Origin of the sequence: Aureimonas sp. Leaf427 (genome assembly GCF_001425485.1) — a bacterium.
Classification (GTDB): Bacteria; Pseudomonadota; Alphaproteobacteria; order Rhizobiales; family Rhizobiaceae; genus Plantimonas.
Window position 1 is genome coordinate 75,096 of record NZ_LMQW01000043.1, and the last position, 22,876, is coordinate 97,971.

22 protein-coding genes and 2 tRNA genes are annotated in these 22,876 nt (G+C 67.5%); 14 read left to right on the top strand and 10 right to left on the bottom strand.

Features of this window, described 5'->3' with window-relative positions; genetic code table 11:
• The first annotated feature begins 2 nt into the window (after window positions 1–2).
• Genes ASG62_RS18250 through ASG62_RS18260 form a run of 3 tightly spaced genes read left to right on the top strand, consistent with a single transcriptional unit; the run spans window position 3 to window position 4,313 of the window.
• On the top strand, window positions 3–2,363 hold the full coding sequence (locus tag ASG62_RS18250; RefSeq protein WP_056696952.1) for a sensor histidine kinase: 2,361 nt from the start codon (window positions 3–5) through the stop codon (window positions 2,361–2,363).
• Between the two features lie 10 nt (window positions 2,364–2,373).
• Entirely contained in the window at window positions 2,374–3,987 is a 1,614-nt protein-coding gene (locus tag ASG62_RS18255) for an ABC transporter substrate-binding protein (protein WP_056696955.1), read from the top strand.
• The gene (locus ASG62_RS18260; protein WP_056696956.1) at window positions 3,984–4,313 is read left to right on the top strand and encodes a hypothetical protein; all 330 of its coding nucleotides are present in this window, start codon (window positions 3,984–3,986) and stop codon (window positions 4,311–4,313) included. Before ASG62_RS18255 ends, ASG62_RS18260 begins: the two co-directional genes overlap by 4 nt.
• 78 nt (window positions 4,314–4,391) lie before the next feature.
• Here the strand turns inward: ASG62_RS18260 and ASG62_RS18265 are convergent.
• Together ASG62_RS18265 and ASG62_RS26690 are read right to left on the bottom strand one after the other, a co-directional pair.
• Window positions 4,392–4,466: transfer RNA gene (locus ASG62_RS18265), tRNA-Glu, on the bottom strand.
• Between the two features lie 79 nt (window positions 4,467–4,545).
• A complete protein-coding gene (locus tag ASG62_RS26690) occupies window positions 4,546–5,007 on the bottom strand; it encodes a fimbrial protein (protein ID WP_200944748.1) in 462 nt (153 codons plus the stop codon).
• A 21-nt stretch (window positions 5,008–5,028) separates the two neighbouring features.
• Here ASG62_RS26690 and ASG62_RS18270 point away from each other — a divergent pair, with 21 nt between their 5' ends.
• Together ASG62_RS18270 and rpoH are read left to right on the top strand one after the other, a co-directional pair.
• The gene (locus tag ASG62_RS18270) at window positions 5,029–6,063 is read left to right on the top strand and encodes an RluA family pseudouridine synthase (protein ID WP_056697342.1); all 1,035 of its coding nucleotides are present in this window, start codon (window positions 5,029–5,031) and stop codon (window positions 6,061–6,063) included.
• Between the two features lie 203 nt (window positions 6,064–6,266).
• Window positions 6,267–7,172 carry an RNA polymerase sigma factor RpoH gene (gene rpoH / locus ASG62_RS18275; protein ID WP_056696958.1) on the top strand — a complete coding sequence of 302 codons (906 nt, stop codon included), beginning with the start codon at window positions 6,267–6,269 and terminating at the stop codon, window positions 7,170–7,172.
• A 198-nt stretch (window positions 7,173–7,370) separates the two neighbouring features.
• Here rpoH and ASG62_RS18280 read toward each other — a convergent pair whose 3' ends face one another.
• Window positions 7,371–9,140, bottom strand: a complete 1,770-nt coding sequence (locus tag ASG62_RS18280; RefSeq protein ID WP_056696960.1) for a hypothetical protein — start codon at window positions 9,138–9,140, stop codon at window positions 7,371–7,373.
• A gap of 221 nt (window positions 9,141–9,361) precedes the next feature.
• Window positions 9,362–10,654 (bottom strand): adenylosuccinate synthase, encoded by a 1,293-nt coding sequence (locus tag ASG62_RS18285; protein WP_056697349.1) that lies wholly within the window; start codon window positions 10,652–10,654, stop codon window positions 9,362–9,364.
• A gap of 295 nt (window positions 10,655–10,949) precedes the next feature.
• On the opposite strand from ASG62_RS18285, the gene ASG62_RS18290 reads away from it, so the two are divergent.
• Window positions 10,950–11,867, top strand: a complete 918-nt coding sequence (locus ASG62_RS18290) for a DMT family transporter (RefSeq protein ID WP_056696962.1) — start codon at window positions 10,950–10,952, stop codon at window positions 11,865–11,867.
• A gap of 59 nt (window positions 11,868–11,926) precedes the next feature.
• On the opposite strand, the gene ASG62_RS18295 is transcribed toward ASG62_RS18290, so the two are convergent.
• A complete protein-coding gene (locus tag ASG62_RS18295; protein ID WP_056696963.1) occupies window positions 11,927–12,385 on the bottom strand; it encodes a hypothetical protein in 459 nt (152 codons plus the stop codon).
• A 71-nt stretch (window positions 12,386–12,456) separates the two neighbouring features.
• Here ASG62_RS18295 and ASG62_RS18300 point away from each other — a divergent pair, with 71 nt between their 5' ends.
• The gene (locus ASG62_RS18300; protein WP_244487637.1) at window positions 12,457–13,311 is read left to right on the top strand and encodes a TrmH family RNA methyltransferase; all 855 of its coding nucleotides are present in this window, start codon (window positions 12,457–12,459) and stop codon (window positions 13,309–13,311) included.
• Window positions 13,312–13,350: 39 nt separating this feature from the next.
• Here the strand turns inward: ASG62_RS18300 and ASG62_RS18305 are convergent, their stop codons facing one another.
• Complete coding sequence (locus ASG62_RS18305; protein ID WP_056696965.1) at window positions 13,351–14,415, bottom strand: hypothetical protein; 1,065 nt, start codon at window positions 14,413–14,415, stop codon at window positions 13,351–13,353.
• Window positions 14,416–14,555: 140 nt separating this feature from the next.
• Entirely contained in the window at window positions 14,556–15,137 is a 582-nt protein-coding gene (locus ASG62_RS18310; protein WP_056696967.1) for a DUF1134 domain-containing protein, read from the bottom strand.
• 231 nt (window positions 15,138–15,368) lie between these two features.
• On the opposite strand from ASG62_RS18310, the gene chpT reads away from it, so the two are divergent.
• Together chpT and ASG62_RS18320 are read left to right on the top strand one after the other, a co-directional pair.
• Window positions 15,369–16,097, top strand: a complete 729-nt coding sequence (chpT, locus tag ASG62_RS18315; protein WP_082537374.1) for a histidine phosphotransferase ChpT — start codon at window positions 15,369–15,371, stop codon at window positions 16,095–16,097.
• A gap of 170 nt (window positions 16,098–16,267) precedes the next feature.
• Window positions 16,268–16,645 carry a response regulator gene (locus ASG62_RS18320; protein ID WP_056696969.1) on the top strand — a complete coding sequence of 126 codons (378 nt, stop codon included), beginning with the start codon at window positions 16,268–16,270 and terminating at the stop codon, window positions 16,643–16,645.
• 136 nt (window positions 16,646–16,781) lie between these two features.
• On the opposite strand, the gene ctrA is transcribed toward ASG62_RS18320, so the two are convergent.
• A complete protein-coding gene (ctrA, locus tag ASG62_RS18325; protein ID WP_056499452.1) occupies window positions 16,782–17,477 on the bottom strand; it encodes a response regulator transcription factor CtrA in 696 nt (231 codons plus the stop codon).
• Between the two features lie 378 nt (window positions 17,478–17,855).
• Between ctrA and ASG62_RS18330 the strand changes: the two genes are divergently transcribed.
• Window positions 17,856–18,215, top strand: a complete 360-nt coding sequence (locus tag ASG62_RS18330; RefSeq protein WP_156382256.1) for a flagellar export protein FliJ — start codon at window positions 17,856–17,858, stop codon at window positions 18,213–18,215.
• Between the two features lie 220 nt (window positions 18,216–18,435).
• On the opposite strand, the gene ASG62_RS18335 is transcribed toward ASG62_RS18330, so the two are convergent.
• A complete protein-coding gene (locus ASG62_RS18335) occupies window positions 18,436–18,729 on the bottom strand; it encodes a DUF1153 domain-containing protein (protein ID WP_056499450.1) in 294 nt (97 codons plus the stop codon).
• A gap of 297 nt (window positions 18,730–19,026) precedes the next feature.
• Between ASG62_RS18335 and mnmA the strand changes: the two genes are divergently transcribed.
• Complete coding sequence (gene mnmA, locus ASG62_RS18340; protein WP_056697364.1) at window positions 19,027–20,205, top strand: tRNA 2-thiouridine(34) synthase MnmA; 1,179 nt, start codon at window positions 19,027–19,029, stop codon at window positions 20,203–20,205.
• Window positions 20,206–20,304: 99 nt separating this feature from the next.
• Here mnmA and ASG62_RS18345 read toward each other — a convergent pair whose 3' ends face one another.
• Complete coding sequence (locus ASG62_RS18345; RefSeq protein WP_056697366.1) at window positions 20,305–21,249, bottom strand: Gfo/Idh/MocA family protein; 945 nt, start codon at window positions 21,247–21,249, stop codon at window positions 20,305–20,307.
• Window positions 21,250–21,449: 200 nt separating this feature from the next.
• Between ASG62_RS18345 and ASG62_RS18350 the strand changes: the two genes are divergently transcribed.
• The 3 genes from ASG62_RS18350 (at window position 21,450) to ASG62_RS18355 (ending at window position 22,868) form a co-directional block, all read left to right on the top strand.
• A tRNA-Met gene (locus ASG62_RS18350) sits at window positions 21,450–21,526 on the top strand.
• A gap of 552 nt (window positions 21,527–22,078) precedes the next feature.
• Complete coding sequence (locus tag ASG62_RS26695; RefSeq protein WP_156382237.1) at window positions 22,079–22,219, top strand: hypothetical protein; 141 nt, start codon at window positions 22,079–22,081, stop codon at window positions 22,217–22,219.
• A 175-nt stretch (window positions 22,220–22,394) separates the two neighbouring features.
• A complete protein-coding gene (locus tag ASG62_RS18355) occupies window positions 22,395–22,868 on the top strand; it encodes a molybdopterin-dependent oxidoreductase (protein ID WP_056696973.1) in 474 nt (157 codons plus the stop codon).
• The last annotated feature ends 8 nt before the right edge of the window (window positions 22,869–22,876 follow it).

A 22,876-nucleotide genomic window follows, 5' to 3' on the forward strand; every position in this document is an offset into this window, starting at 1 on the left:
GCTTGCGCCATGAGTCTCCGGCCGCCCTTTCCGCGCGCGCGGAACGAAGGTCTCGACGGAGATGGCCCCGGCTTCTCCCGCTTCGCATCCGCCACTCCATCCTGCTCGTCGGCGCCATTCCGATCGCCATCGCCACCGCGCTCGCCATCGCCTCCTTCGGTCTCCTGAAAGGGGCCGACGACGCGCATGACGGGGCCTTGCGGGTGGCGACGATCTATCGGCAGATCGTCTCGGCCATGAGCGCGCGGGACGCTTATCTCGCTTCCGGCTCGGCGGCGCGGGCGCGCTACTTCGCGGCCTTCGACGCATCCCTCTCCTCGGCGGACGAGGGGCTGGAGGCCCTGCAGGGCCGAAGCTTCGGGGCGGACAACGACGGCGCGATCGACTCGATCCGGGAGAATGCCGGCCGCTATCTCGCCGGGATGCGGGATCTGGCACGCATGACGGCCCGCAACGACATGCTCTTCGCCGAAATGGACGAGCGGCTGAGCAGCCTGATCGAACTCACCGACGAGGCACGCCGCCGCCAGCACGATTCGAACGCGGACGTCGTTCGGACGCTGACCGACCGGGACGGAGCGCTTCGCTCGGCACAGGCGATCGTGGACACGGCGAGCGCCGCGCGCATGGCCATCACCGATGCCAGCCGCGGGCCGGCCGGTGCTGGCGGCGGACAATCCTTCGCCAATGTCCGGCTGACCCATGCGACCGACGATCTCGGCATCGCCCTCCAGACCTCCGGTGCCGGCGGCGATGCCGAAGACTTCCGCACGCTGGCGGCCGGGCTGCTCGCGGGGCAGCCGGCGGACAAGGCGCTGGACTGGCTGGACCGGCTCTTGAAGATCAAATCCACCGAGCAGCGCTCGCTCCACGACCAGGTGGCCGAACTCCTGACCTACACGGTGCAGGCGCACGAGACCGAGCAGGCGACGCAGAACATCGCCATCGCCACGCTAAAGCTCGGCGACCGGACGCTCTCGGCCTTTTCCGAGCGCGATTCCAAGGAGGTCGCCGAGATCATCGCGGAAAGCACGCGCCTCAGCGACACGATCGGCTCGCTGCCGATCTCGCCCCTGATCCAGACGGAGATGCTGGACGCGCTCGAAATGTGGCGGGACGGGCTCGCCAAGATCGAGCGGGGCCTGTCCGACCAGAACGCCATTCTCGGCTCCATGGGCGACATCGCGGCGATCATGCTCCTGGAAGTCGCCTCGCTGAACACGACGCTCTCGGCCAATGCCGAGGAGATCGGCGCGACAGTGCGGCAGATCCTTCTGATCGGCGCGGTGATCGGCCTCGTCATCGGCGCGGCGACGGCGCTCTTCGTCGCCCGGTCGATCTCGACGCCGCTGAAGCGCCTGGAGAACGGCATGCTCGACCGCGCCGCCCACGGCGCGAGCGGCCCGCTGCCCGACGAGGACCGGCGCGACGAGATCGGCTCCATGGCGCGCGCGACGAACCATTTTCTGCGCGAACTCGGCAAGCGCGAGGGCGCGCTGCGCGGCGCCAAGGAGCGGACGGAGGAGGCGCTGCGCCAGCTGAAGCAGACGCAGTGGGAGCTGATCCAGGCCGAGAAGCTCGCCTCGCTCGGCCAGCTCGTCGCGGGCGTCGCCCACGAGATCAACACGCCGCTCGGCGTCGCGCTGACCACCGCGACCGTGATGAGCGAAGAGGTCCGCCGCTTCGAGGCCGAGGCACGGGCGGGCCGCGTGACGCGCGCGGCCTTCGACGATTTCGTGGAGCGGACCGGGGAGGGCGCCCGGCTGGTCTTCGCCAATCTCGAACGCTCCGCCAATCTCGTGCAGAGCTTCAAGCAGGTGGCCGTGGATCAGGCGAGCGGCGAGCGGCGGAGCTTCGAACTCGGCGAGTTCACCGAGGAGCTGTTCGTCAGCCTCGGACCCCTGATCAAGCGGGCGGGGCACCGGACCGAGATCCTCTGCGAGCCCGGCATCACGATGGACAGCTATCCCGGCGCGCTGGCGCAGGTCCTGACCAACCTCTTGTCCAACGCCTTCGCCCATGCCTTCGAACCGGGCCGCCAGGGGCTGGTCCGCCTGGAGATCGCGCGCCGGGAGGCGGGCCTGCAGCTGATCTTTTCCGACGACGGGCGGGGCATCGCCCCGCACCACCGGCGCCGGGTCTTCGACCCCTTCTTCACGACGGGGCGCGGCAACGGCTCGACCGGGCTTGGACTGCATATCGTGTTCAACCTCGTGACGGCGACGCTCGGCGGTACGATCGCCATGGACGCGCCGGAGACGATCCGCTTCGGCAGAACGCCGCTGCCCGGCGCGCGCTTTGCCATCGACCTGCCGCTCGCGGCTCCCCAGCACGGCGCACTCGGCGAGGCGGGACATTCATGAGGCATCCACGATGATCCGGCCGATCCTGCGCCTTCTCGCAATCGTGGCGGCGATCTCCGCGCTGGCCTCGCCCGCCGAAGGCAAGACGCTCGTCTTCTGCTCGGAGGGCAATCCCGAGACGCTGAACCCGCAGCTCGCCGTTACCGGGACGGCGATGGATGCCGCGCATCCGATCTTCAACAATCTCGTCCAATACCGGCTGGGGACGACGGAGATCGTGCCGAGCCTCGCCGAGAGCTGGACCGTCTCCGAGGACGGGCGTGACTACGTCTTCAAGCTGCGCCGCGGCGTGCGCTTCCATTCCAACGCGCTCTTCACGCCGACACGCGAGTTCGACGCGCGCGACGTCATCTTCTCGCTGATGCGGCAGTGGAAGAGCGACCATCCCTATCACGCGACGGAGGGCGGCGGATTCGCCTATTTCCAGGACATGGGCATGGCCGACCTCCTGGAAAGCGTCGAAGCGCCCGATCCCTATACGGTCCACATTCGCCTGACGCGGGCCGAGGCGCCGTTCCTGGCGGACCTCGCCATGCCCTTCAACTCGATCCTCTCGGCGGAATATGCCGATACGCTGCTGGCGACGGGCCGTAAGGAGCTCTTCGACACGCAGCCGATCGGCACGGGGCCCTTCATGTTCGCGAGCTATCGCGAGAACGTGACGATCCGCTACCGGGTCTTTCCCGACTATTGGCGCGGGCGCCAGCCGGTGGACACGCTGGTCTTCTCCATCACGCCGACGGCGGCGGCGAGATTGACCAAGCTGAAGGCGGGCGAGTGCCACATCTCGGCCTATCCGGCCCCGGAGGACACCGCCGAAATCCGCGCCGATCCGCGGCTGGAGCTGCATCGGTCGGAGGGCGTCAATATCGGCTATCTCGCCATGAACACGACGCGGCCGCCCTTCGACGATGCGCGCGTGCGCCGGGCGATCAACCTTGCCGTGGACAAGGCGACGATCCTCTCCGCCGTCTATCCCGGCACGGGCGTCGCCGCGACCAATCCCATGCCGCCGACGCTCTGGGGCTACAATCGCGGCATCGAGCCCTATCCTTACGACCCCGAGGCCGCGCGGCAGCTCTTCACGCAGGCCGGCATCACGGGCGGTCTGACCGTCGATCTCTGGTATCCGCTGGTCGACCGGCCCTACACGCCGAACGGCAAGCGCGTCGCGGAGATGCTGCAGACCGATCTCGGCAAGCTCGGCATCAAGCTGGAGCTGAAGACCGACGAATGGACGGCCTATCGCGACCGCATGCAGCGCGGGGACTTCACGCTGGCGATCTACGGCTGGGCCGCCGATATCGGCGATCCCGACAACTTCCTGCACACGCTGCTCGGCTGCCTCGCCGCCCGGATCGGTGGCAACAACATCGCCCGCTGGTGCGACAAGGACTACAACGCGCTGGTGACGGAGGCGAAGACGACGGCCAACCGCAAGCGGCGCATCGACCTCTACGACAAGGCGCAGGAGATCTTCCACCGAGAGGCGCCCTGGGTGCCCATCGCCCATTCCATCTTCATGGTCGCAACGCGCAAGGAGGTTCGGGGCTTCCAGATCGACCCGCTCGGCTACCATGTGGTCGAAAACGTGGATGTGGCCGAGGATGCCAAGGCGCGATGACCGGAAAAACGCCGCCCCCGAGGACGCCGGACGGCCGCTACATCGTGGTGCGCGGCCGGCTCTGGCGCGCCAGCAATCCCGGCCTCGATGCCGCCGACCGCGAGCGCTACGTCGGCGACCTCATGTCCGCCCGCCGCGCCGTCCGGGATGCGGGCGAGGACATTGCTGCCGAAAAGGCCGCCCGCGCCCGCGTGGAGACGGCCAAACGCGGCCTCGGGGAGCGAGGCCCCGTCTGGTGGACGGACGGCTCGCCCGACCTCAATCGCCATCTCGTGAAGAACACCGATTACGCGGCGTGGTTCGAGGCGTTGGAAGAGGGCTCTTAAACCCAGTCGAGCACGGATGCGAGCAGGTCACGACCTGCGCTCACGCCTTCAACATGCTCATGTCTCGGAGAGGCCGAGTGGTACGCCCAAGGGGAATCGAACCCCTGTTTGCGCCGTGAGAGGGCGCCGTCCTAACCGCTAGACGATGGGCGCCCGGTCGGTGAAGCGGCTTATAGGTGGGGTTTTCGGGGTTGGCAAGCGGGTTTTTGAATGGGCATCGCGGAAAAATGCATCAGGGCGTCTTGTAGAGGTCGAGCATGGGCGTGGGCGCGCCGGAGCCGGTCGTGGCCGGAGCGGGGCGGGGGGCGGGAGCCGGGCTCTCGGGGGAGGCCGGGGATTGGGCGAGGCCGTCGAGGCGGTAGCGGGCGATGACGGCGCCGGTCGCCAGGTCGATCCGCAGGAGCGAGGCGGGGGCGCCGTCGTTCGGAGCGAGACGAAGAAGAGCGGTGTCGCCGGAGGTCGCCATGTCGAGAAGGATGGAGCCTGCGGGAAGCGCGATCGCGAGATCGGCGGCCTCGGTCCCACTCGGCGGCGCGTCGCGGTTCAGCTTGTAGACAATGGCCCCGAGCACGGCCATAACGCCGATGAACAGCGTCGAGACCGAGAGCGCCAGAAGGCGCACCATCTTGCGTCGCAGCCGTTCGGTGGCCGGATCGAGCGGCTTCTCCGCCGCGTCGTCGCCGATTTCCGTCATGATCCGTCCCTGGAGGCTGCCATCTCCCCCGCTCCTACAGGTGATGAAGAAGCCGAGTCCAGCCGCTTTGCCGTCGAGAGCGACGAAGCGGGTGCGCGGCTCGACCAGTTTCTGGGCGCGAAGTTGGCCGGCGAGCTCTCGCGAAGCCGCATTCAGGCTCTGATCGCGGCGGGCGAGGTGCTGGTCGACGGCGTGGCGGCGACGGCCACCAAGCAGAAGGTCGTGGCCGGTTCGGTGATCGAGCTCTTCGTGCCCGAGCCCGTCGACGCCGATCCCAGGCCCGAGAACATTCCGCTCGCCGTTCTCTACGAGGACGACGCGCTGATCGTGATCGACAAGCCGGCGGGGCTCGTCGTGCATCCCGGTCCCGGCAACTGGACGGGTACGCTCGTCAATGCGCTGCTCCACCATTGCGTGGACAGCCTGTCGGGCATCGGCGGCGTGAAGCGGCCGGGGATCGTCCATCGGCTGGACAAGGACACGAGCGGGGTCATGGTCGTCGCCAAGACCGACGCGGCCCATCGCGACCTCGCCGACCAGTTCGCGGCCCATGGCCGGGACGGACGCATGGAGCGCGCCTATCGGGCGATCGTCTGGGGTGTGCCGGAGCGGCCGGCGGGTGTGATCGACGCGCCGCTCGGGCGCTCCACGACGGACCGGGTGAAGCGGCAGGTCGTGCCGGCCACGCGGTCGGACGCGCGCGAAGCCGTGACGCACTATGCCGTGAGGGCGCGCTCCAGCGGCGAGGGGGCGCCGTCGGCGCTCGTCGACTGCGTGCTGGAGACGGGTCGAACCCACCAGATCCGCGTCCACATGGCCCATATCGGCCACCCGCTGATCGGCGACGAGGTCTATGGCGCGGGGTTCCGCACGAAGGCGCGCACGCTGCCGCCAGAGGCCCAGTCCGTCATCGAAACCTTTCGGCGTCAGGCGCTGCATGCCTTCCGGCTCGGCTTCGAACACCCCTCGACGGGCGAGCCGATGAGCTTCGAGACGCCGATCCCGGAGGATCTCCAGCGCCTTGCCTCCGCGCTCGGGATTGATGCGGCGAATTAACCGATTGCCGGCTGCCGCGCATCCGATCGCGCCCCCGTGCATTGAACCGTTGACGATCCGTAACCAAACGCGCCCACATTCCGTCGTGAAGTTCTGCGACGGAATGTCTACATTGGACGTGGCGGGATCGGCGCAACGCGGTCCCTGTCGCCGGCCGGCTCGAAAATCAGAGCGGCCGACCAGCAAGGAAGGGGTGCTCAACCATGGCCCAAGCCAATCTGCCCAGCATCGCCTCGGGCGAAGGCGGCCTCAGCCGCTACCTCGAGGAGATACGTCGGTTTCCCATGTTGGAACCGCAAGAGGAATACATGCTTGCCAAGCGTTATGCCGAGCATGACGACCGCGCCGCCGCACACAAGCTCGTGACCAGCCATCTGCGCCTCGTGGCGAAGATCGCCATGGGCTATCGCGGCTACGGCCTGCCCATCGGCGAGGTTGTGTCGGAAGGCAATGTCGGACTGATGCAGGCCGTGAAACGCTTCGAGGCGGATCGCGGCTTCCGGCTCGCGACCTATGCCATGTGGTGGATCAAGGCCTCGATCCAGGAATACATCCTGCGTTCGTGGAGCCTCGTGAAGATGGGGACGACCGCCAACCAGAAGCGGCTGTTCTTCAATCTGCGCAAGATGAAGAGCAAGATCCAGGCGCTGGACGAGGGCGATCTGAAGCCTGATCAGGTCAACCACATCGCGACCCAACTCGGCGTTTCCGAGGAAGAGGTGATCTCGATGAACCGCCGCCTCTCCGGCGACGCCTCGCTGAACGCGCCGATCCGCGCGACCGAGGGCGAATCCGGCGAGTGGCAGGACTGGCTGGTCGATCAGTCCGAGAGCCAGGAGGCCCGGCTCGTCGAGCAGGACGAGTTGGACCAGCGGCGCGGCATGCTGAAATCGGCGATGGACGTCCTGAATGACCGCGAGCGGCGCATCTTCGAGGCGCGGCGTCTGTCGGAGGACCCGCTGACTCTGGAGGCGCTTTCAGGCGAGTTCGACATCAGCCGCGAGCGCGTGCGCCAGATCGAGGTGCGCGCCTTCGAGAAGGTCCAGAAGGCCGTGAAGGACACGGCCGAGGCGGCCCGCAAGCAGCTCCGGGTGTTGGAAGACGCGTAAGGCGTCCTCCGGCGCTGTGGGGGAATCCGCCGGGGTCGGGGCGCTCGACCTGAGGCGGTGTGCGCTGCCCTTCGGCAACGGGAACGGCATCGGCGGTGATGTCCGCCAGATGTCCGACGGAAGCCGATCTCATACCAAAACGGCCCCGCATCGCTGCGGGGCCGTTTTGCTTTCAGTCTTCGTCGTCGATCGCTTCGATCAGGTCTTGCCGGCCCAGGCGTCCATCGCCTGCTTGAAGACGCGGTCACCGGGAATGCCCTTCTCGATCGACATGAGCGCACGGCGGCCGGTCGCGTAGGCGATCGGAATGTCGATCCACTGCTCGCGGCCGAGAAGGTCGAGATTGGCGGTCACGGCTTCCGAGAGATTGTTGAGGGCGATAATGAAGAAGCCATCCGAGATCTTGCCGGCGACGCCGGTCAGCGGCTCGCCCCGCGCCTGCTCCGTGGGCTTCAGGGCCAGACGCTGGACGTTGGCGATGGAGCCGCCGGGGAAATCGGCCGGCGTGTCGAACATCAGCTCGATCACATGGCTCGCAGGCAAAGTCGCGTCGGTGTTGCGGCGGATGGTCAGTGTGAGCTTGATGTTCTCTTCCGGCACGTCGGCGACGGCGCGGATGGCCGGCTCTGCCGGCTGGCCGTCGGCCGGGGGCTCGTTCACGACGCTCCAGACGACGTTTCCGGCGCGCTGGGTGCCGGCCTCGGTCTCCGAGCGCTCCTCGTAGAAGACGGCCTTCTGCGCGACGGCGGGCGCCGTGGCCGAGCCGGGCTGCGTCGGCTGCACGGCGGCGGTCTGTGCCGGCGGCGTGGCCGCCGGAGCCGCGTCGGCGGCTGGCGCGGTAGTGCCCGCGGCGCCCGGGGTCGGGGACATGGCGCTCGGCTGGGTCTCGGCCGTCGGCGGCGATGCGGCCGCGACGTTCGTGCCCTCGTCGAAGGCATTGGCGACGACCGGGGCAGGCCCTTCGTCGACCTCCGTGCCGTCCGGCAGGAGGCGCTGCGTGAAGCGACGCTTCGGCGCCGCCGTCGCGGCCGGCGTCTCTCCAGCCGGCGCGGTCGCGCCCTCGGCGCCCTCTTCGCCTTCCGCGGCATCCGGCTCGTCCGTGCCGGCTTCGTCCGTCGCGGCGGGCGTGTCGGTGCTGGCGACGGTCGAGCTGCCCGAAATGTTCAGGGCCGAGCGGATGTCGTCGAGGTAGACATAGGCGGCGGTGGCGGCGCCCGCGAAGAGGATGACGGCAAGGCCGACGAGAACGGGCGAGCGGCTGCCGCTGCTCTTCTTGGCGCGGCGTGCGCCGTTCGGCTGACGCGGCGCCCGGACGTCGGCGGCCGGAATGGCGCCCTCGTCGAGCCCGACATCCGGCTCGGTCGATCCGATGCGCGGCGGCTCCAGGCGCGACGTGTCGCGCCGTTCGCGAACGGCGGGCCGGCTCGTCGGGAACGGCGCCTCGACGGGATCGGGCAGATCGCGGGGCTCGATGCCGACCGGAACCACCGGCGGCAAGGACCGCTCGGTTCGGCCGACGGGGCTCGGCGACGGCGCCCGCTGATCGCCGATCGACGGCTCGACGCGTTCGCGCTCCGGCGGGCGCGGCGTCGCGCGCGGCGGCGTCGGCGGGGCGGCCTGCACGGGTGGCGCGGCGCGGGGCGCGGGAATCTCGTCCTGCGGCGCCGGAGCGCGCGGGGGCTCCGAGCGCGGCGGCGGCGGGGCAAGCGCTTCGTCGCGGACGGGCTGCGGCGCGGGGGCATCGCCGCCCGCATCGATGGCGGAATAATAGGCTTCCGTCTGGGTGATCGCGCTTTCCAGCGCGTGGCGCCGGGCCGTCACGACCTCGTCCGCCAGCGGCGGGTTGGCCGTGTCGATCTGGCGGGAGATGGCGGCGCGCGCCTTCTCGTAGACCTTGGCGCGCATGGAGGGCGTCGCCCGGGGCAGTCCGTCAATCGTCTTGCGCAGAACCGCGCTCAAATCCGCCATGGATCGCAGACACCAGTCTCGTTGTCGTCGCTAGTGGCCAGCGCCGAACCGTTCACCCTTCGATCCTAAACCATCCGCGCGGGGCGGAAAAGTCGAGGAACACTGTTCCGTCAGAGCCTTGCGTCGGCAGGCTTGCGCGGACCCGTGGTCGTTCTGGACGAGGCGTCGCGCCGGCGCAAGAGAGGGGCTCGCGCGCCGGCCGCCGAAAGGGTTCGGACCCGTCAATCCTGGAAGGGATCGCGAACCAGGATCGTGTCGTCCCGCTCGGGCGAGGTCGACAGGAGCGTCACGGGCGCGGAGACGAGCTCCTCGATCTGGCGCACGTACTTGACCGCCTGCGCCGGAAGGTCGCTCCAGCGGCGCGCGCCGGCGGTCGTGTCCTTCCAGCCTTCGAGCGTCTCGTAGATCGGCTCCACCTCCTTCTGGGCGGCATAGCCCGCGGGGAGATAGTCGATGACCTTGCCGTTCAGCTTGTAGCCGACCGCGATCTTGATCTCGTCGAGCCCGTCGAGAACGTCGAGCTTGGTGAGGGCGAGGCCGTGAATGCCGTTGATGGCGACGGCCTGGCGCACCAGCACCGCGTCGAACCAGCCGCAGCGGCGCTTTCGGCCTGTCACGGTGCCGTATTCATGGCCCTTCTCGCCGAGGAACCGGCCGACCTCGTTTTCCTGCTCCGTCGGGAAGGGGCCTTCGCCGACGCGCGTCGTATAGGCCTTTGTGATGCCGAGGACGAAGCCGGAGCTGGCCGGGCCGAGGCCGGAGCCCGTCGCCGCCTGTCCCGCGACCGTGTTGGACGAGGTCACGAAGGGATAAGTGCCGTGGTCGATGTCGAGCAGCGTCCCTTGCGCGCCCTCGAAGAGGATGCGCGCGCCGGCCTTGCGCTTCTCGTCGAGAAGACGCCAGACGCGGTCGATATAGGGGGTGATCTCGTCGGCGACCGAGGTCAGTTCGTCGAGGATCGTCTGCGGCTCGATCTCGGCCTTGCCGAGGCCGCGGCGCAGCGGATTGTGATGGGCCAGAAGCCGCTCGATGCGCTCGGGGAGGACCGAGAGGTCGGCGAGATCCATCACGCGGATCGCGCGCCGGCCGACCTTGTCCTCGTAGGCCGGGCCGATGCCGCGACGCGTCGTGCCGATCTTGGTGCCGCTCGAGGAGTTCTCGCGGATCGCGTCGAGTTCGCGGTGGAGCGAGAGGATGAGCGAGGCGTTGTCGGCGATTCGCAGCGACTGCGGCGTCACCACGACGCCCTGGTCGGCCAGACGCTTCTTCTCGGCGACGAAGGCATGGGGGTCGAACACGACGCCGTTGCCGATGACCGACAGCTTGCCCGAGCGCACGACGCCCGAGGGCAGGAGGGACAGCTTGTAGGACACGCCGTCCACGACGAGCGTATGGCCGGCATTGTGGCCGCCCTGGAAGCGCACGACGACGTCGGCACGCTCCGACAGCCAGTCCACGATCTTGCCCTTCCCTTCGTCTCCCCACTGGGACCCGACGACGACGACATTGGCCATGCGATCTCCTTGCAGGCAGAGGCGGGCGAAAGGGCCCATGCGAAGCGCGGCGGCGCGGCGGAGAGCCGCGCGCCCATGATCGATCGGCGCGGAGACGAAGCCGCCACGCAAAACGGCTGGACTATAGTCGGAGCCTCGACAGGATGCGAGGCCCGGCGGCGTCGTTTCCACCGACGATGGCGCCCGTTGCGCAACGAGACGCGACCGGGTCCGTGGCGAGATGTGAACGACGCGTTCGTCCGCTCGCCCTCCGGCGCTCTATCCCATTCGACGCGGCCCGCGTAAAGGAACGCGGATGCGCCGGATCATCGCCCACCCTTACGCCTTCCTCGCCTGCGCATCCTTCATCTGGGGTGCGAACGCCGTGGCGGGAAAGCTCGCGGTCGGCCACGTCTCGCCGATGATCCTGACCTGTCTGAGATGGGGCCTGACGCTCGTCCTGCTCGCGCCCTTCGCGCTCGGCCACGTCCGGCGCGACTGGCCGCTGATCCGGCCGCGTCTGGGCTTCCTGCTCGGGCTCGGCTTTCTCGGCTTCACGGGCTTCAACGCGCTGTTCTATCTGGCGCTGAACACGACGAGCGCTCTGAACGTCGTGATCGAGCAGGCGTCGATGCCGCTCTTCGTCTTCGCCGCGAGCCTCGTCCTCTACGGCACGCCCGTCTCGCGCTTCCAGATCGTGGGCTTTCTCCTGACGCTCGCGGGCGTCGCGCTGACAGCCTCGCACGGCGATCCGACCACGCTGCTGGACCTCCATCTGAACCGGGGCGACGCGATGATGCTGGTCGCGGTGCTCTTCTACTCGGCCTTCACGGTCGGCATCCGCCGAAAGCCCGACATCCACTGGCTGAGTCTGATCTTCATCCTGTCGATCAGCGCCTTTGCCACCTCGATCCCGATCGCCTTTGTGGAGAACGCCTTCGGCGCGACGCGCTGGCCGGACGGACGCGGCATGGCGATCATCGCCTTCACCGCGATCTTCGCCTCCATCGCCTCGCAGTCTCTCTATATCCGGGGCATCGAGATGATCGGCGCGAACAGGGCCAATCTCTTCACCAATCTCACGCCCGTCTTCGGCGCGATCCTCGCGATCCTGATCGTCGGCGAGCGCCCCTATCTCTACCACGCGGTGGCGCTGACCCTGGTGCTGATCGGGATTCTCGTTGCGGAACAGCGTCTGGGATGGCGCAGCCGAACGACACGGACGCTGCCGTGAGCGATCTGCGCGAGGCAAAACCGCTCGTCGTCATGCCCCGGTTTTCGAGGGTCGGTCGGTCAGATCAGGCCGGCGTCGCGGCAGCCGATATAGACGTCCATGCTCGGCGCGTTGCGGCCGGCGATGCGGCGCGGCTCGAAGGCCAGGGTGCCGTCGTCCTGACGGCGGCTGCTGCCATCGAAGAGGCTCATGCCGGTATAGGTGCCCGTGGCGGTCGGAACGTCGACGAGGCCGCAGACGACGAGCGAATTGTCCGCCGAACGGCGCGCGGAGATCGGGCCGAAGCGCAGGACCCGGCCATCCTTGTAGGCGGCCGACAGCGTGCTCTTGATGAGGTCGGCCTCGGCCGGCGTCAGCGTATAGGGCTCCGTCGGGATGGAGCGGTCGGGAATGGCATAATTGAAGACGTCCACCCGCGGGAGCTGCAGCTCCGAAAAGCCGAGGGTCGGAATCGCCGGGGACGCACAGCCGGAAAGGCCGAGCGCGATCGACATGAGAAGGGGCGCGCGATACGTCATGGCCGAATGGTTGGTCTGAATCGAAGCCTTTGTAAAGAAGTGTATAACGGAGCGGCAAACACTTTGATGACATGCTTCTGTCTCATTGCGTGATGAGCGCTCCCTCCGCCCCGCAGACGATCCCGATCGACGACGCCGCAGACGGCCGGATCGAGGTCTATCGCGACATCCGCGAGCGCGACGTGACCGGCCGCGGCGGTCTGATCGCGGAAGGAACGGTGGTCGTCGAGCAGCTGCTGCGCTCGTCCCGGTTCGAGGCGACCTCGCTCTTCATCCTCCGGAATCGTCTGGCCGGCCTTGCCGATCTGCTGGCGACGGTGCCGCCGAACGTGCCGATCTACGTCGCCGAGCGCGCGGTCATGGACGAGATCGCCGGCTTTGCCATCCATCGCGGCGTGCTCGCCCATGGAAGGCGGCGCCAGCCGGCTGCGGGCACCAATCTTGCGGGGAGGCTGACGGATGTCGCTTTGACCGGCGCGCCGGTGATCGTGGCGGTCGGCATCGCTAATCACGACAATATCGGCGCGATCTTCCGCAACGCGGCGGCCTTCGGCGCGGGAATGGTCCTGCTCGACGGGACGTCCTGCGATCCGCTCTATCGCAAGGCGATCCGGGTCTCCGCCGGGAGCATCCTCCACGTTCCCTTCGAGCGCATCGACGGCGCGCTGGAGGCGAGAGCGCTCCTGGCGCAGGCCGGGTTCTCCTGCCTGGCCCTCACGCCCTCGGGCGGGACGGGACTCCTCGATTGCCGGTCGACAGGGCCGGTCGCGCTGTTTCTCGGTGCGGAGGGGCCGGGCCTGCCGGGTGACGTGATCGAGGCCATGACCGGCGTTCGGATCGAAATGGCCGGCGGCTTCGACAGTCTGAACGTCGCGACGGCCGGCGCCATCGCGCTCCATCATCTGGCGGGCCGACGGCTGCGGTAGCTGGCCGCGGGCGGCCGAGCGTCGCCGGGCACTGACGCGTCAGGAGGCGGTCTTGCGCTCGGCCTCCGCGAGAAGGCGCACGCGATCGGCAAGGGTCGGCTTCCCGCCCGCCATCTCGCTCGCGCCGCCGGAGGCGGGTGCCGCGAGGAGAGAGGCGAGGGGAGAGTCGGGACCTTCCGCAAGGGCGGTCATGCGGATCACGCGGGCCGCGACATCGGAGATGCGCTCGCGAATGTCGGCCTCGGCTTTGGGATCGAGGGCGCTAAGCTCGCGCCGGCCGAGCACGGCCTCGAAGCGCGGGGAGCCGCTGCGCGGCGGCTCGCCCGTCGCCTTGGCGGTCCCTGCCGCCGCAAGCCGCTTCTTCGGCGTGGGTTCGCGGGAGGTCCGCGCGGCCGCCGCGTCGGCCTTGGCGAGCTGTGCGGTGAGGGCGGAGATCCGGTTCTCGCGAACGGTGGCCGCGGCGCGCTCCTGTCGCAGCTTGTGCTGGAGACCGGCGACCTCGACGGCGAGGCTTTCGATCCGGCTGTCCTCGCCCTCCGCCTCCTCGGGCGAGCCGAGGCGAAAGTCCAGGTGCTCGATCTTCGCCTTGGCGGCGGCGAGTTCGATCGCCTGCTCCTCCGCGGTCTGCTCGAGTTCGCTCGAACGGGCGACGAGCGCCTCCAGCTCCTCCGCCGTCCGGTCGGCGGCGAGATCTCTCTCCGCCAGATCCTCGATCAGAGCGCGGATCGTGGCTTCGCGCTCGGCGAGTGCGGCTCTCGTCGCCTCCAGCTCGGCATCCTGTTCTTCGATGGTCTGCGTCAGGCGGCGATTGCGCTTCTGAAGCTCGGCGGCCTCGACGACGGCCCGGCCGCGATCGGCCTCGGCCAAGGCCGCCTTTTCCCGCGTCTCGGCGGACAGCACCTCCTGGCGGCGCACGGAGACCGCGGCCTCGGCGCGCACGCGGTCGAACTCGGCGCGGATCTCGTTGGCCGAGATCGGGATCGTCGCCTCGAATTCGCGGCGGGCGAGGCTCTGGGCCTTGCGCCAGAAGACCGGCGCCAGAATCAGGGCGATCAGCGCCGTGACGAGCACGCCCAGGAAGAAGATCAGCGTGTTGGCGATCATGGCCGTCCTTGCAACCCGTGCGACGCAGAAGGCCCGCCCGCTTCCCCGGTTGAGAGTGCGCGGCGGGCCGATCGCCTCGTCGAGGCTCCTTTTATGTCATTATGAAGGGCGGCGGAACCGCCGCCCCGACGACATGTCGTTCAGAAGGGGTTCCAGGTCGGCATCGGCGTCAGCTTCAGGTAGCCGAGATTGACGCCGAGCCGCGCGCCGAGTCCGGTCTTCACCGGGACGATCGTCACGTCGCCGCGCTTGAGATAGGTCATGCCGAGCCCGCCCACGAGATAGGCCGAGCCCGTCACGCCGCCGAAGCGCCCGTAGACGCCGTCCACGGAGGGCAGGTTGTAGACCAGCATCATCGTGCGCGCGCCGTCGCCGCCGGCATCGAGGCCGAGCGTCGGCCCCTGCCAGAAGATGCGGTGCTCGCCGGCATTCTTGGTGAAGAGCGTGCCCTCGCCGAAGCGCAGGCCGCCGATGAAGGCGCCGGAGGCTTCCTCGCCGAGGATGTAGCCGTTGGGCAGGCCGTTGTCCGAGAAGGCCTTCTCGATCAGCGAGGCGAGACCGCCGGAGGTCGAGCCGAAGAACTGATGACCCTTCGCGACGATCTCCTCCATCGTGTAGCCGCTCTCCTGCGCCGAGGCGGGCGCGGACGAGCCGATGAACAGGAGGCAGGCGGCGAAGACGGCGATGACGAGGCGGCCGAAGCCCGGCTTGTCGCGGTGCATGGGGTTGATTCCTCTCCGGAGGGATGGGTGTGCGGAACCTCGATCGTCGCCGAACGCCGCATGGTTTCCAGATTCCAACAGAACAGGGTTCCCAAACTCCTAACGTCGCACCCTCATCGCGGCCCAGCGGTTGACGGCCCGCCGACGCCGACTCATGGTTCCGCCACATGCCCGTGCTCGCGAATCGCCGCGGGACTCCCTGATGACGCCCAGTTTTCCGAACGGACATCGATGACGACCCTTCCCGAAGTTTCGGCGCCGGACCTTGCCGCGCTCCTCGCCAGCCGGCTCTGCCACGACATCATCTCGCCCGTCGGCGCGGTGCAGAGCGGGCTCGAGCTGCTCGACGAGATGCCGAACGATCCGGAATCGATGGCTCTCGTGCGCAATTCCACCAAGAGCGCGGTCGCCAAGCTTCAGTTCGCCCGCATCGCCTACGGCGCTTCCGGCTCGTCGGTGGCGCAGATCGATCTCGGCGACGCCAAGCAGGTCGCGGAGGGCTTCATGGGCTTCGAGCGGGCCGAACTCGCCTGGTCCGGCCAGCGCGCCTACGTGCCGAAGAACATCGCCAAGCTGCTCCTCAATCTCGTCGTCGTCGCCAATGCCTCCGTGCCGCGCGGGCGCGAGGTCGCGGTGGAAATCGCCTCGCTGGAGCCCGAGGTCCATGCCGTCGTGCGCGCGACCGGGACGCCGCTTCGCGTTCCCGCCAAGTTCCGCGCGCTTCTATCGGGCGAGGCACTGGCCGAGCCGATCGATGCGCACGGCGTCCAGCCCTATTACACGCTGCTTCTGGCGCGCGAGGCCGGCCTCTCCATCACGCTCGAGATGAAGGACGATTCCGCCATCTTCACCATCGCGCCGATCGGAGCGGAGACGGTTGCGCCCGAGGCCGAGGTCGAGGCCCGGCCGGAGGCCGCCCTCGCCGCGGAGACGGTCGCGACGGCCGACCCGAAGGTCTGATCGATCGCTTGTGCCGCCTGCTTTCGAAAGGTTGAGGCCTCGCTAGCCTCGCCTTTCCGTCTTCATGCAATTTTTCCCATCCTTGGCAAGGATGCGGAAAAGTCGTCCGGCTAGGGTGACGGCAGCCGGGACGCAAGGGTCCGGCGCCATGCCGCCGGAGACCCGCGCTGATGAGAACCTGCCTGATCGTCGACGAGTCCAGCGTCATCCGCAAGGTTGCCGGGCGCATCCTCTTCCAGCTCGGCTTCGAGGCGCGGAGCGCATCCACCGGCGCCGAGGCCATGGAGATCTTCGGGGAGGGCGAGCCGCTCGATCTGGTGATCACGGCCGCCGTGCTGCCGGACATGAGCGGGGAAGACCTCGTGCGCCTCGTGCGCGGGCAGAAGGGCGGCAACGGCGTCGTCATCCTCGGCTCGCTGGTCGAAGCCAATCTCGGCCAGATGACGCGCCTGAAGCGCTCGGGCGCAAACGGCTTCGTCTACAAGCCCTTCAACCGCGAGACGCTGTCGGGCTGGGTGGACACCTATTTCCACCGGGAAGCCGCCTGACCTCTCGTTGCACGTGCGACGTGACGCGTCCGGCTTGCGCCGATCCAGCTATCCCGCCGACCTGAGAACGCGAAACGACCTCGAAGGCCGGCCAGCCGTCGAGGTCGTTTTCGATGGAGCGGAGAGGGACCGTCGATCAGGCGGCGCGCGTGTCGGCTTCCGGCTCGCGCAGAACGTAGCCGCGTCCCCAGACGGTCTCGATGTAGTTCTTGCCCTCGGTCGCGGTCGCGAGCTTCTTGCGCAGCTTGCAGATGAAGACGTCGATGATCTTCAGCTCGGGCTCGTCCATGCCGCCATAGAGGTGGTTGAGGAACATTTCCTTCGTCAAGGTCGTGCCCTTGCGGAGCGACAGCAGCTCCAGCATTGCGTATTCCTTGCCGGTCAGGTGGACCCGCTGGCCGTTCACTTCGACCGTCTTGGCGTCGAGATTGACGGTGAGGTCGCCGGTGATGATGACCGACTGGGCATGGCCCTTGGAGCGGCGGACGATCGCATGGATGCGGGCGACCAGCTCGTCCTTGTGGAAGGGTTTGGTCATATAGTCGTCGGCGCCGAAGCCGAGACCGCGAACCTTGTCCTCGATGCCGGCCATGCCGGACAGGATGAGGATCGGCGTCTTCACCTTGGAGAGGCGGAGTGTGCGAAGGACCTCGTAACCCGACATGTCGGGAAGGTTCAGGTCCAAGAGAATGATATCGTAGTCGTAGAGCTTTCCAAGGTCGACGCCTTCCTCACCGAGGTCGGTCGTGTAGACGTTGAAGCTCTCCGATTTGAGCATCAATTCGATGCTCTGCGCGACGGCGCTATCATCCTCGATCAAAAGAACGCGCATCAGGTAGTCCTCTCCGGAGAGCTCGCCGTCAACAGGATGATGGCAAGTCTGTCGTTCGTGCGGTGGCCGTTCTCAAAATATGGCACGGAGTGGTTAACAAACCTTGTCACCCGTTCTGGCCACAATCTGAAGCGATGTTTCATGGCATTTCGAACCCGGTGTCTTCATTTCAAGTGCCCGGGGGAACGACCTGGAAAGGCTGCCCTCGATTTCCCGCAACTCTTTGATCCGATTTACCGTGCCTTAAATCCTCGTGCCTATGATTAACGGTGCGCGTAAACAGACGGTTAAAGCGATAGCCCGCGAGGCTTGCCTGAAACCGCCGCTGCGCCAGCGAACAGGCGGCCGGACACGGTCGCTGGAACGACCGGGGATGAGATCATGAAGCGGGACAATCTCGTGCGCTTGACGCGCTTCAAAGTGAACGAGAAGCGCAGGCAGGTCGAACAGCTCGAACTGATGATGACGGAATTTGCCCGGATGGCGGCCGATCTCGACGCCCAGATCATGAACGAGGAGAAGAAGGCGGGGATCACCGACATCGCCCACTTCGCTTATCCCACCTTCGCCAAGGCGGCCCGCGCCCGGCGCGACAATCTGACCAACTCGGTGAAGGACCTGAAGGTCCAGCTCAACGCCGCCCGCATCGTGCAGGAAGAAGCCGAAGCCGAACTGGTGAACGCCGAAAAGCTCGAACAGCGCGACGAAGCCGAAGAACGCCGCGCCGCCAGCGCCTGAGATTTGAGTACGGCGCCGCTTCGAAGCGGCGCCTGCATAGTCTTTGATGCGACGATGATGAGGATTGTCCCGCCGAGCCTCACTGGCCGCGCGGGATATTTTGCGTTTGGGACACCGGCAAAGAATTGAAGTCGACTTAACTCTCTGGGCCATTTAGCTTCAAGAAGCAAAAAAGCCGGCGCGAGCCGGCTGATTTGTCGATTCTGGTTGGCCTATCCCCTTAGTGGTGGAGATCGACCTTCTTGCGGTACTCCTGCAGCTGCGTCGTGCGCAGACCTGCAAGGCCGTGGCTGTCGATGGAGATCTGCCAGGACAGGAATTCCTCGACAGTCAACGTGTATCGCGTGCAGGCTTCCTCCAGACTGAGGAGGCCGCCCCGCACGGCCGCGACGACTTCCGCCTTGCGGCGGATGACCCAGCGGCGGGTGTTCGACGGCGGAAGGTCTGCAACCGTCAATGGGCTACCGTCAGGGCCGATGACGTACTTCACTCGTGGTCTAACCTGATCGGTCATTGTACTCTCTACTACACTCAAAGACCTAATCGTTCCCGACCCTAGCGCGCCGCTTTTAAAAATCCGCTAAACCCACTGTAATGATTTGATAAGATGCGGAACTATCGGCAGGGAACCCTTGCTTTGCCCCCGCCTTCGCACCTCATTTCGCGTCGATTCGTGCGTCATTACAGGGGATTGGCGTCAAGCCGGCGAATGGGAGCCGCACGTCGCGCGCCTTGGTAATTTTGCGGCGAGGCTCTAAAAGCAGTCTGTCCCGGACCCGATATCGGCGGGATGCACCAGGGTTCGACCATGATGAACAGCCTCGATCTCCAGAAGGCGCCCTCAGAGACGCGCATCGTCGTCGCCATGTCGGGCGGCGTGGACTCCTCTGTCGCCGCCGCGCTGCTCGCCTCCGAAGGCTACGACGTCGTCGGCATCACGTTGCAGCTCTACGACAGCGGCAGCGCTCCCAAGCGTGCGGGCGCCTGCTGCGCGGGGCAGGACATCCACGATGCGCGGCGCGTGGCCGAAGCGCTCGGCATCCCGCATTACGTGCTCGACTACGAAGCCGTCTTCCGCGCATCGGTGATCGAGCCCTTCGCGGAAAGCTACATGGCCGGCGAGACGCCGATCCCTTGCGTTTCCTGCAATCAGACGGTCAAGTTTCGCGATCTTCTCGCGGTGGCGCGCGATCTCGGCGCCGAGGCGCTGGCGACGGGGCACTATATCGAGAGCCGGGCCGGGGAGGGCGGGCATCGCACGCTGCACCGGCCGGCCGATCTCGACCGGGACCAGAGCTATTTCCTCTACGCCACGACCCAGGAGCAGCTGGATTTCCTGCGCTTTCCGCTGGGACGCCTCGACAAGGCCGAGACCCGCGCCATCGCGGCACGGCACGGCCTTTCCGTGGCCGACAAGCCCGACAGCCAGGATATCTGCTTCGTTCCCAAGGGGCGCTACGGCGACATCATCGAGCGCCTGAAGCCGGGGGCCGGCATTCCCGGCGACATCGTCCATCTCGACGGGCGCCGGCTCGGGCGGCATGCCGGCGTGCTGCACTATACGGTCGGCCAGAGGCGAGGCCTCGGCGTGGCGGCGGCAGAGCCGCTCTATGTGGTGTCGATCAACGCGGCGACGGCCGAGGTCGTGGTCGGTCCGCGCGAGGCGCTGGAAACGCGCCGGCTTCTGCTGCGCTCCGTCAACTGGCTCGGCGCCGGCTCGCTCGAGGACGGCGCGCCGCGCGAGATCGTCGTGAAGGTCCGCTCCGCGCGGCCGCCCCTTCCGGCCGTGCTGCGATCGTCCGAAGCGGGCGTGGTGGTGGATCTCGCCATCGGCGAAGAGGGCGTCGCGCCCGGCCAGGCCTGCGTCTTCTACGAGGGGGAGAGGGCGGGCAGCCGCGTGCTCGGCGGCGGCATCATCATGCGAGGCGAGCGGGCCGCTCTGCCTGCGGCATCGGCCGGGAGCGCGGCGCCTCTTCGCGCCGTCGGCTGACGTTCAGGCGCGGGCCGTTTCGCCAACCGCAGCTGTGGCAGGACGATGCGTTGCGACCGCAGGGCTGAGCGCCGCTTCGATGCCGGGTGTTCATGACCATTAAGGAGGCGAGGCGGCGGCCAGGATGCGAACCGTCTCGATGGCCTCCAGGGCGCCGGTTTCCGGCGGCTCGCGGGTCTCGATGCAGCGGATGAAGTGGCGAAGCTCGGCCTCCAGCGGGGGCTCGGACACGAAGGGCAGATAATCCGGCTCCGCCGCCTGGAAGGTGAAGACCGCCCCTTCGCGCCGCACGGCATGCGCATAGAAGGCGAGCTTCCGGCCCTCGGCTTCCAGGTCGTCGAGCACGAGCATGCCTTCGGTTCCGATCACGGAAAACCGGCGGTCGCGATAGGGCGAGACCCGCGATACATGAATGCCCGCCGTCAGCCCCGACGGGAAGGCCAGGGCGATATCCGCCAGATCGGTCGCATCCGACAGGACGGTCCGCCGCGTGGTCTCGACCGTTTCGGGTGCCTCCTTGGCGAGATGGAGCACCATGGAGAGATCGTGCGGGGCGAGATCCCAGACCGCGTCCATGCCGAGAAACCGGCCGAGACCCTGCCGGTTGGAGATGAGGTGGCGCATCCGCCCGACCTTTCCGGCCGCGACGAGCCGCACGACCTCGCGGAAGCCCGTGTGGAAGCGCATGAGGTGGCCGACCATGAGTAGCCGTCCCGCCTTCGCCGCCGCATCCGCTGTCGCGCGCGCATCCTCCGGATCGAGCGCGATCGGCTTTTCGATCAGCACGTCCTTACCCGCGGCGAAGGCCTTTCGCGCGAACGGACCGTGCAGGACAGCCGGCAGCGCGAGGACGAGCGCATCGATCCCCTCCGCTGCGATCGCCGCTTCCGGATCGAGCGCCGGCACGCCGAACCGCTCGGCCAGCGCCGCGCTGCGGGACGCGTTCCCGTCGGCCACGGCGGCGAGGACGCCGATGCCCGCCAGCGTGCGCACATGGTTCTGCCCCCACTGCCCGCAACCGATCACGGCGATCCGAGGTGTCATGAGAGGCTCCCTGAAGGCGAGGCGAACGAACATCCTCCGACATGCGGGGACGGTGCCGCCGCAGGACTAAAGCGCATGCGCCACCGGAGCAACCACCGGGTGGAACTCCCGTCACATCCGCCATTCCACGCCTTGACAGCCGCGCCCCACCCCATCTATATCCGCCCGGCCTGAGCGCGATCGATCGACCGCGCTCCCGGGGCGGGGTAGCTCAGTTGGTTAGAGCAGCGGAATCATAATCCGCGTGTCGGGGGTTCGAGTCCCTCTCCCGCTACCACTTGTTCTCCATGCGCTTTCTGCTTCTGGATCGCCTGGCACTTACAGCACGGTCGGGCGTTCAGTTGGGAGGTTTTCTTCCCGTTTCATGCTCTTCGCGCTTGCGGATCGCCTCGTCTCCATCAGACGACGGATGGCGGCTTAACCCCTGCTTGGCTTCATCAGCGGATGCCGAGGCAGAGGGCTCCGATCGTCGCGGCCGGTGCGAGCATGCTCAGCAGTCCCAACGCCGTCAACGACCAACCCAAGGGGTGCGGAACCTCGCTGAAGCGTTGCGGAAGCGTGATGTCGCCCGTGCCGATCCGTACAGCGCCAGGGCGGAGATGTGACCCGCGATCTCCTGCGCCACTCGGCATGTCTTTGCCTGCGGTCCCACTGACCGTTCGAAAGGTCGGAGCTGCGGCAACGGGCTTGAGATCCGTCAATGCGAGCGGCCGCCCGAGGGTGGACAGTGAAGTCGAGACAGGCGGCGGGCTGGGCTCGTGCGCGAACGATCGGGCGCTGCGGGCTCGACTAGAACCGTCGCATTTCCCTTCCGCCAGGCGAGGCTGAGATGATTGCCATCACGATCGTGCTCTGCCGCCCGACCGGGTGCCCGGACCTCGCGGTTCCGCGTGGTGCGCCACGTCTGCGCAAGAACGAAGCGGCGCGACCCGTGGTCCCGCTCGATGCGTCGCCGATCGGCCCGCCGTGACCCCGTTCGGCTCCCGGCAACGCCGTCGAAGCCGTTTCGAGCAGGGCGGCTCGTCTGCGGTCGTACGTAAAAGCACTTAGGCAGTCGATTCAAAGTAGAACTTAACATTATGCGGTCGGAAATCTTGGTCGTGCCACCTCTCGAGTCACGCAAAACGACTTGGATCGGACTGCAGATGAACAGGCTCGAAGCGGCGCTCGTCGTCGCCCTTCTCGCTCCCGGCGTCGCTGGTGCTGCGGATTTGCCGTCCCCGACCGGTGCCGTGGTGCTGACGGTCAGCGGCGACATCGCGAACACCAACAACGGTTCCGAGGCGGACTTCGACATGGCCGCCCTGGAAGCCATGCCGGGCCGTGCCGCGAGCATGAAGACGCCTTGGACGGAGGGGAAGACCGCGTTCAGCGGACCGCTCCTTCGCAGCATCCTCTCGGCGGTCGGCGCCCGAGGCCGGACCATCCGGCTCGTCGCCCTCAACGATTATGCCGCCGACATCCCCGTCGGCGACGCGACCGATCTCGACACGATGGTGGCGACGCGCATGAACGGCAAGGCGATGTCGGTGCGGGACAGAGGTCCGCTCTTCCTGATCTACCCCTTCGACCAGTCGTCCGACCTCTACAACGAGAAGTACTTCTCCCGGTCGGTCTGACAGATCAA

Bases quoted from the DNA above. Each gene is read 5' to 3' on its own strand.
- ASG62_RS18310 (WP_056696967.1), bottom strand. From the start codon at position 15,137: ATGCACCGCGACAAGCCGGGCTTCGGCCGCCTCGTCATCGCCGTCTTC.
- ASG62_RS18290 (WP_056696962.1), top strand. From the start codon at position 10,950: ATGCGCCGGATCATCGCCCACCCTTACGCCTTCCTCGCCTGCGCATCC.
- ASG62_RS18295 (WP_056696963.1), bottom strand. From the start codon at position 12,385: ATGACGTATCGCGCGCCCCTTCTCATGTCGATCGCGCTCGGCCTTTCC.
- ASG62_RS18345 (WP_056697366.1), bottom strand. From the start codon at position 21,249: ATGACACCTCGGATCGCCGTGATCGGTTGCGGGCAGTGGGGGCAGAAC.
- ASG62_RS26690 (WP_200944748.1), bottom strand. From the start codon at position 5,007: ATGACGGAAATCGGCGACGACGCGGCGGAGAAGCCGCTCGATCCGGCC.
- ASG62_RS18260 (WP_056696956.1), top strand. From the start codon at position 3,984: ATGACCGGAAAAACGCCGCCCCCGAGGACGCCGGACGGCCGCTACATC.
- chpT (WP_082537374.1), top strand. From the start codon at position 15,369: ATGACGACCCTTCCCGAAGTTTCGGCGCCGGACCTTGCCGCGCTCCTC.
- ASG62_RS18320 (WP_056696969.1), top strand. From the start codon at position 16,268: ATGAGAACCTGCCTGATCGTCGACGAGTCCAGCGTCATCCGCAAGGTT.
- ASG62_RS18285 (WP_056697349.1), bottom strand. From the start codon at position 10,654: ATGGCCAATGTCGTCGTCGTCGGGTCCCAGTGGGGAGACGAAGGGAAG.
- ASG62_RS18300 (WP_244487637.1), top strand. From the start codon at position 12,457: ATGCTTCTGTCTCATTGCGTGATGAGCGCTCCCTCCGCCCCGCAGACG.
- ASG62_RS18280 (WP_056696960.1), bottom strand. From the start codon at position 9,140: ATGGCGGATTTGAGCGCGGTTCTGCGCAAGACGATTGACGGACTGCCC.
- ctrA (WP_056499452.1), bottom strand. From the start codon at position 17,477: ATGCGCGTTCTTTTGATCGAGGATGATAGCGCCGTCGCGCAGAGCATC.
- rpoH (WP_056696958.1), top strand. From the start codon at position 6,267: ATGGCCCAAGCCAATCTGCCCAGCATCGCCTCGGGCGAAGGCGGCCTC.
- ASG62_RS18255 (WP_056696955.1), top strand. From the start codon at position 2,374: ATGATCCGGCCGATCCTGCGCCTTCTCGCAATCGTGGCGGCGATCTCC.
- ASG62_RS18305 (WP_056696965.1), bottom strand. From the start codon at position 14,415: ATGATCGCCAACACGCTGATCTTCTTCCTGGGCGTGCTCGTCACGGCG.
- ASG62_RS18335 (WP_056499450.1), bottom strand. From the start codon at position 18,729: ATGACCGATCAGGTTAGACCACGAGTGAAGTACGTCATCGGCCCTGAC.
- ASG62_RS26695 (WP_156382237.1), top strand. From the start codon at position 22,079: ATGATTGCCATCACGATCGTGCTCTGCCGCCCGACCGGGTGCCCGGAC.
- ASG62_RS18355 (WP_056696973.1), top strand. From the start codon at position 22,395: ATGAACAGGCTCGAAGCGGCGCTCGTCGTCGCCCTTCTCGCTCCCGGC.
- mnmA (WP_056697364.1), top strand. From the start codon at position 19,027: ATGAACAGCCTCGATCTCCAGAAGGCGCCCTCAGAGACGCGCATCGTC.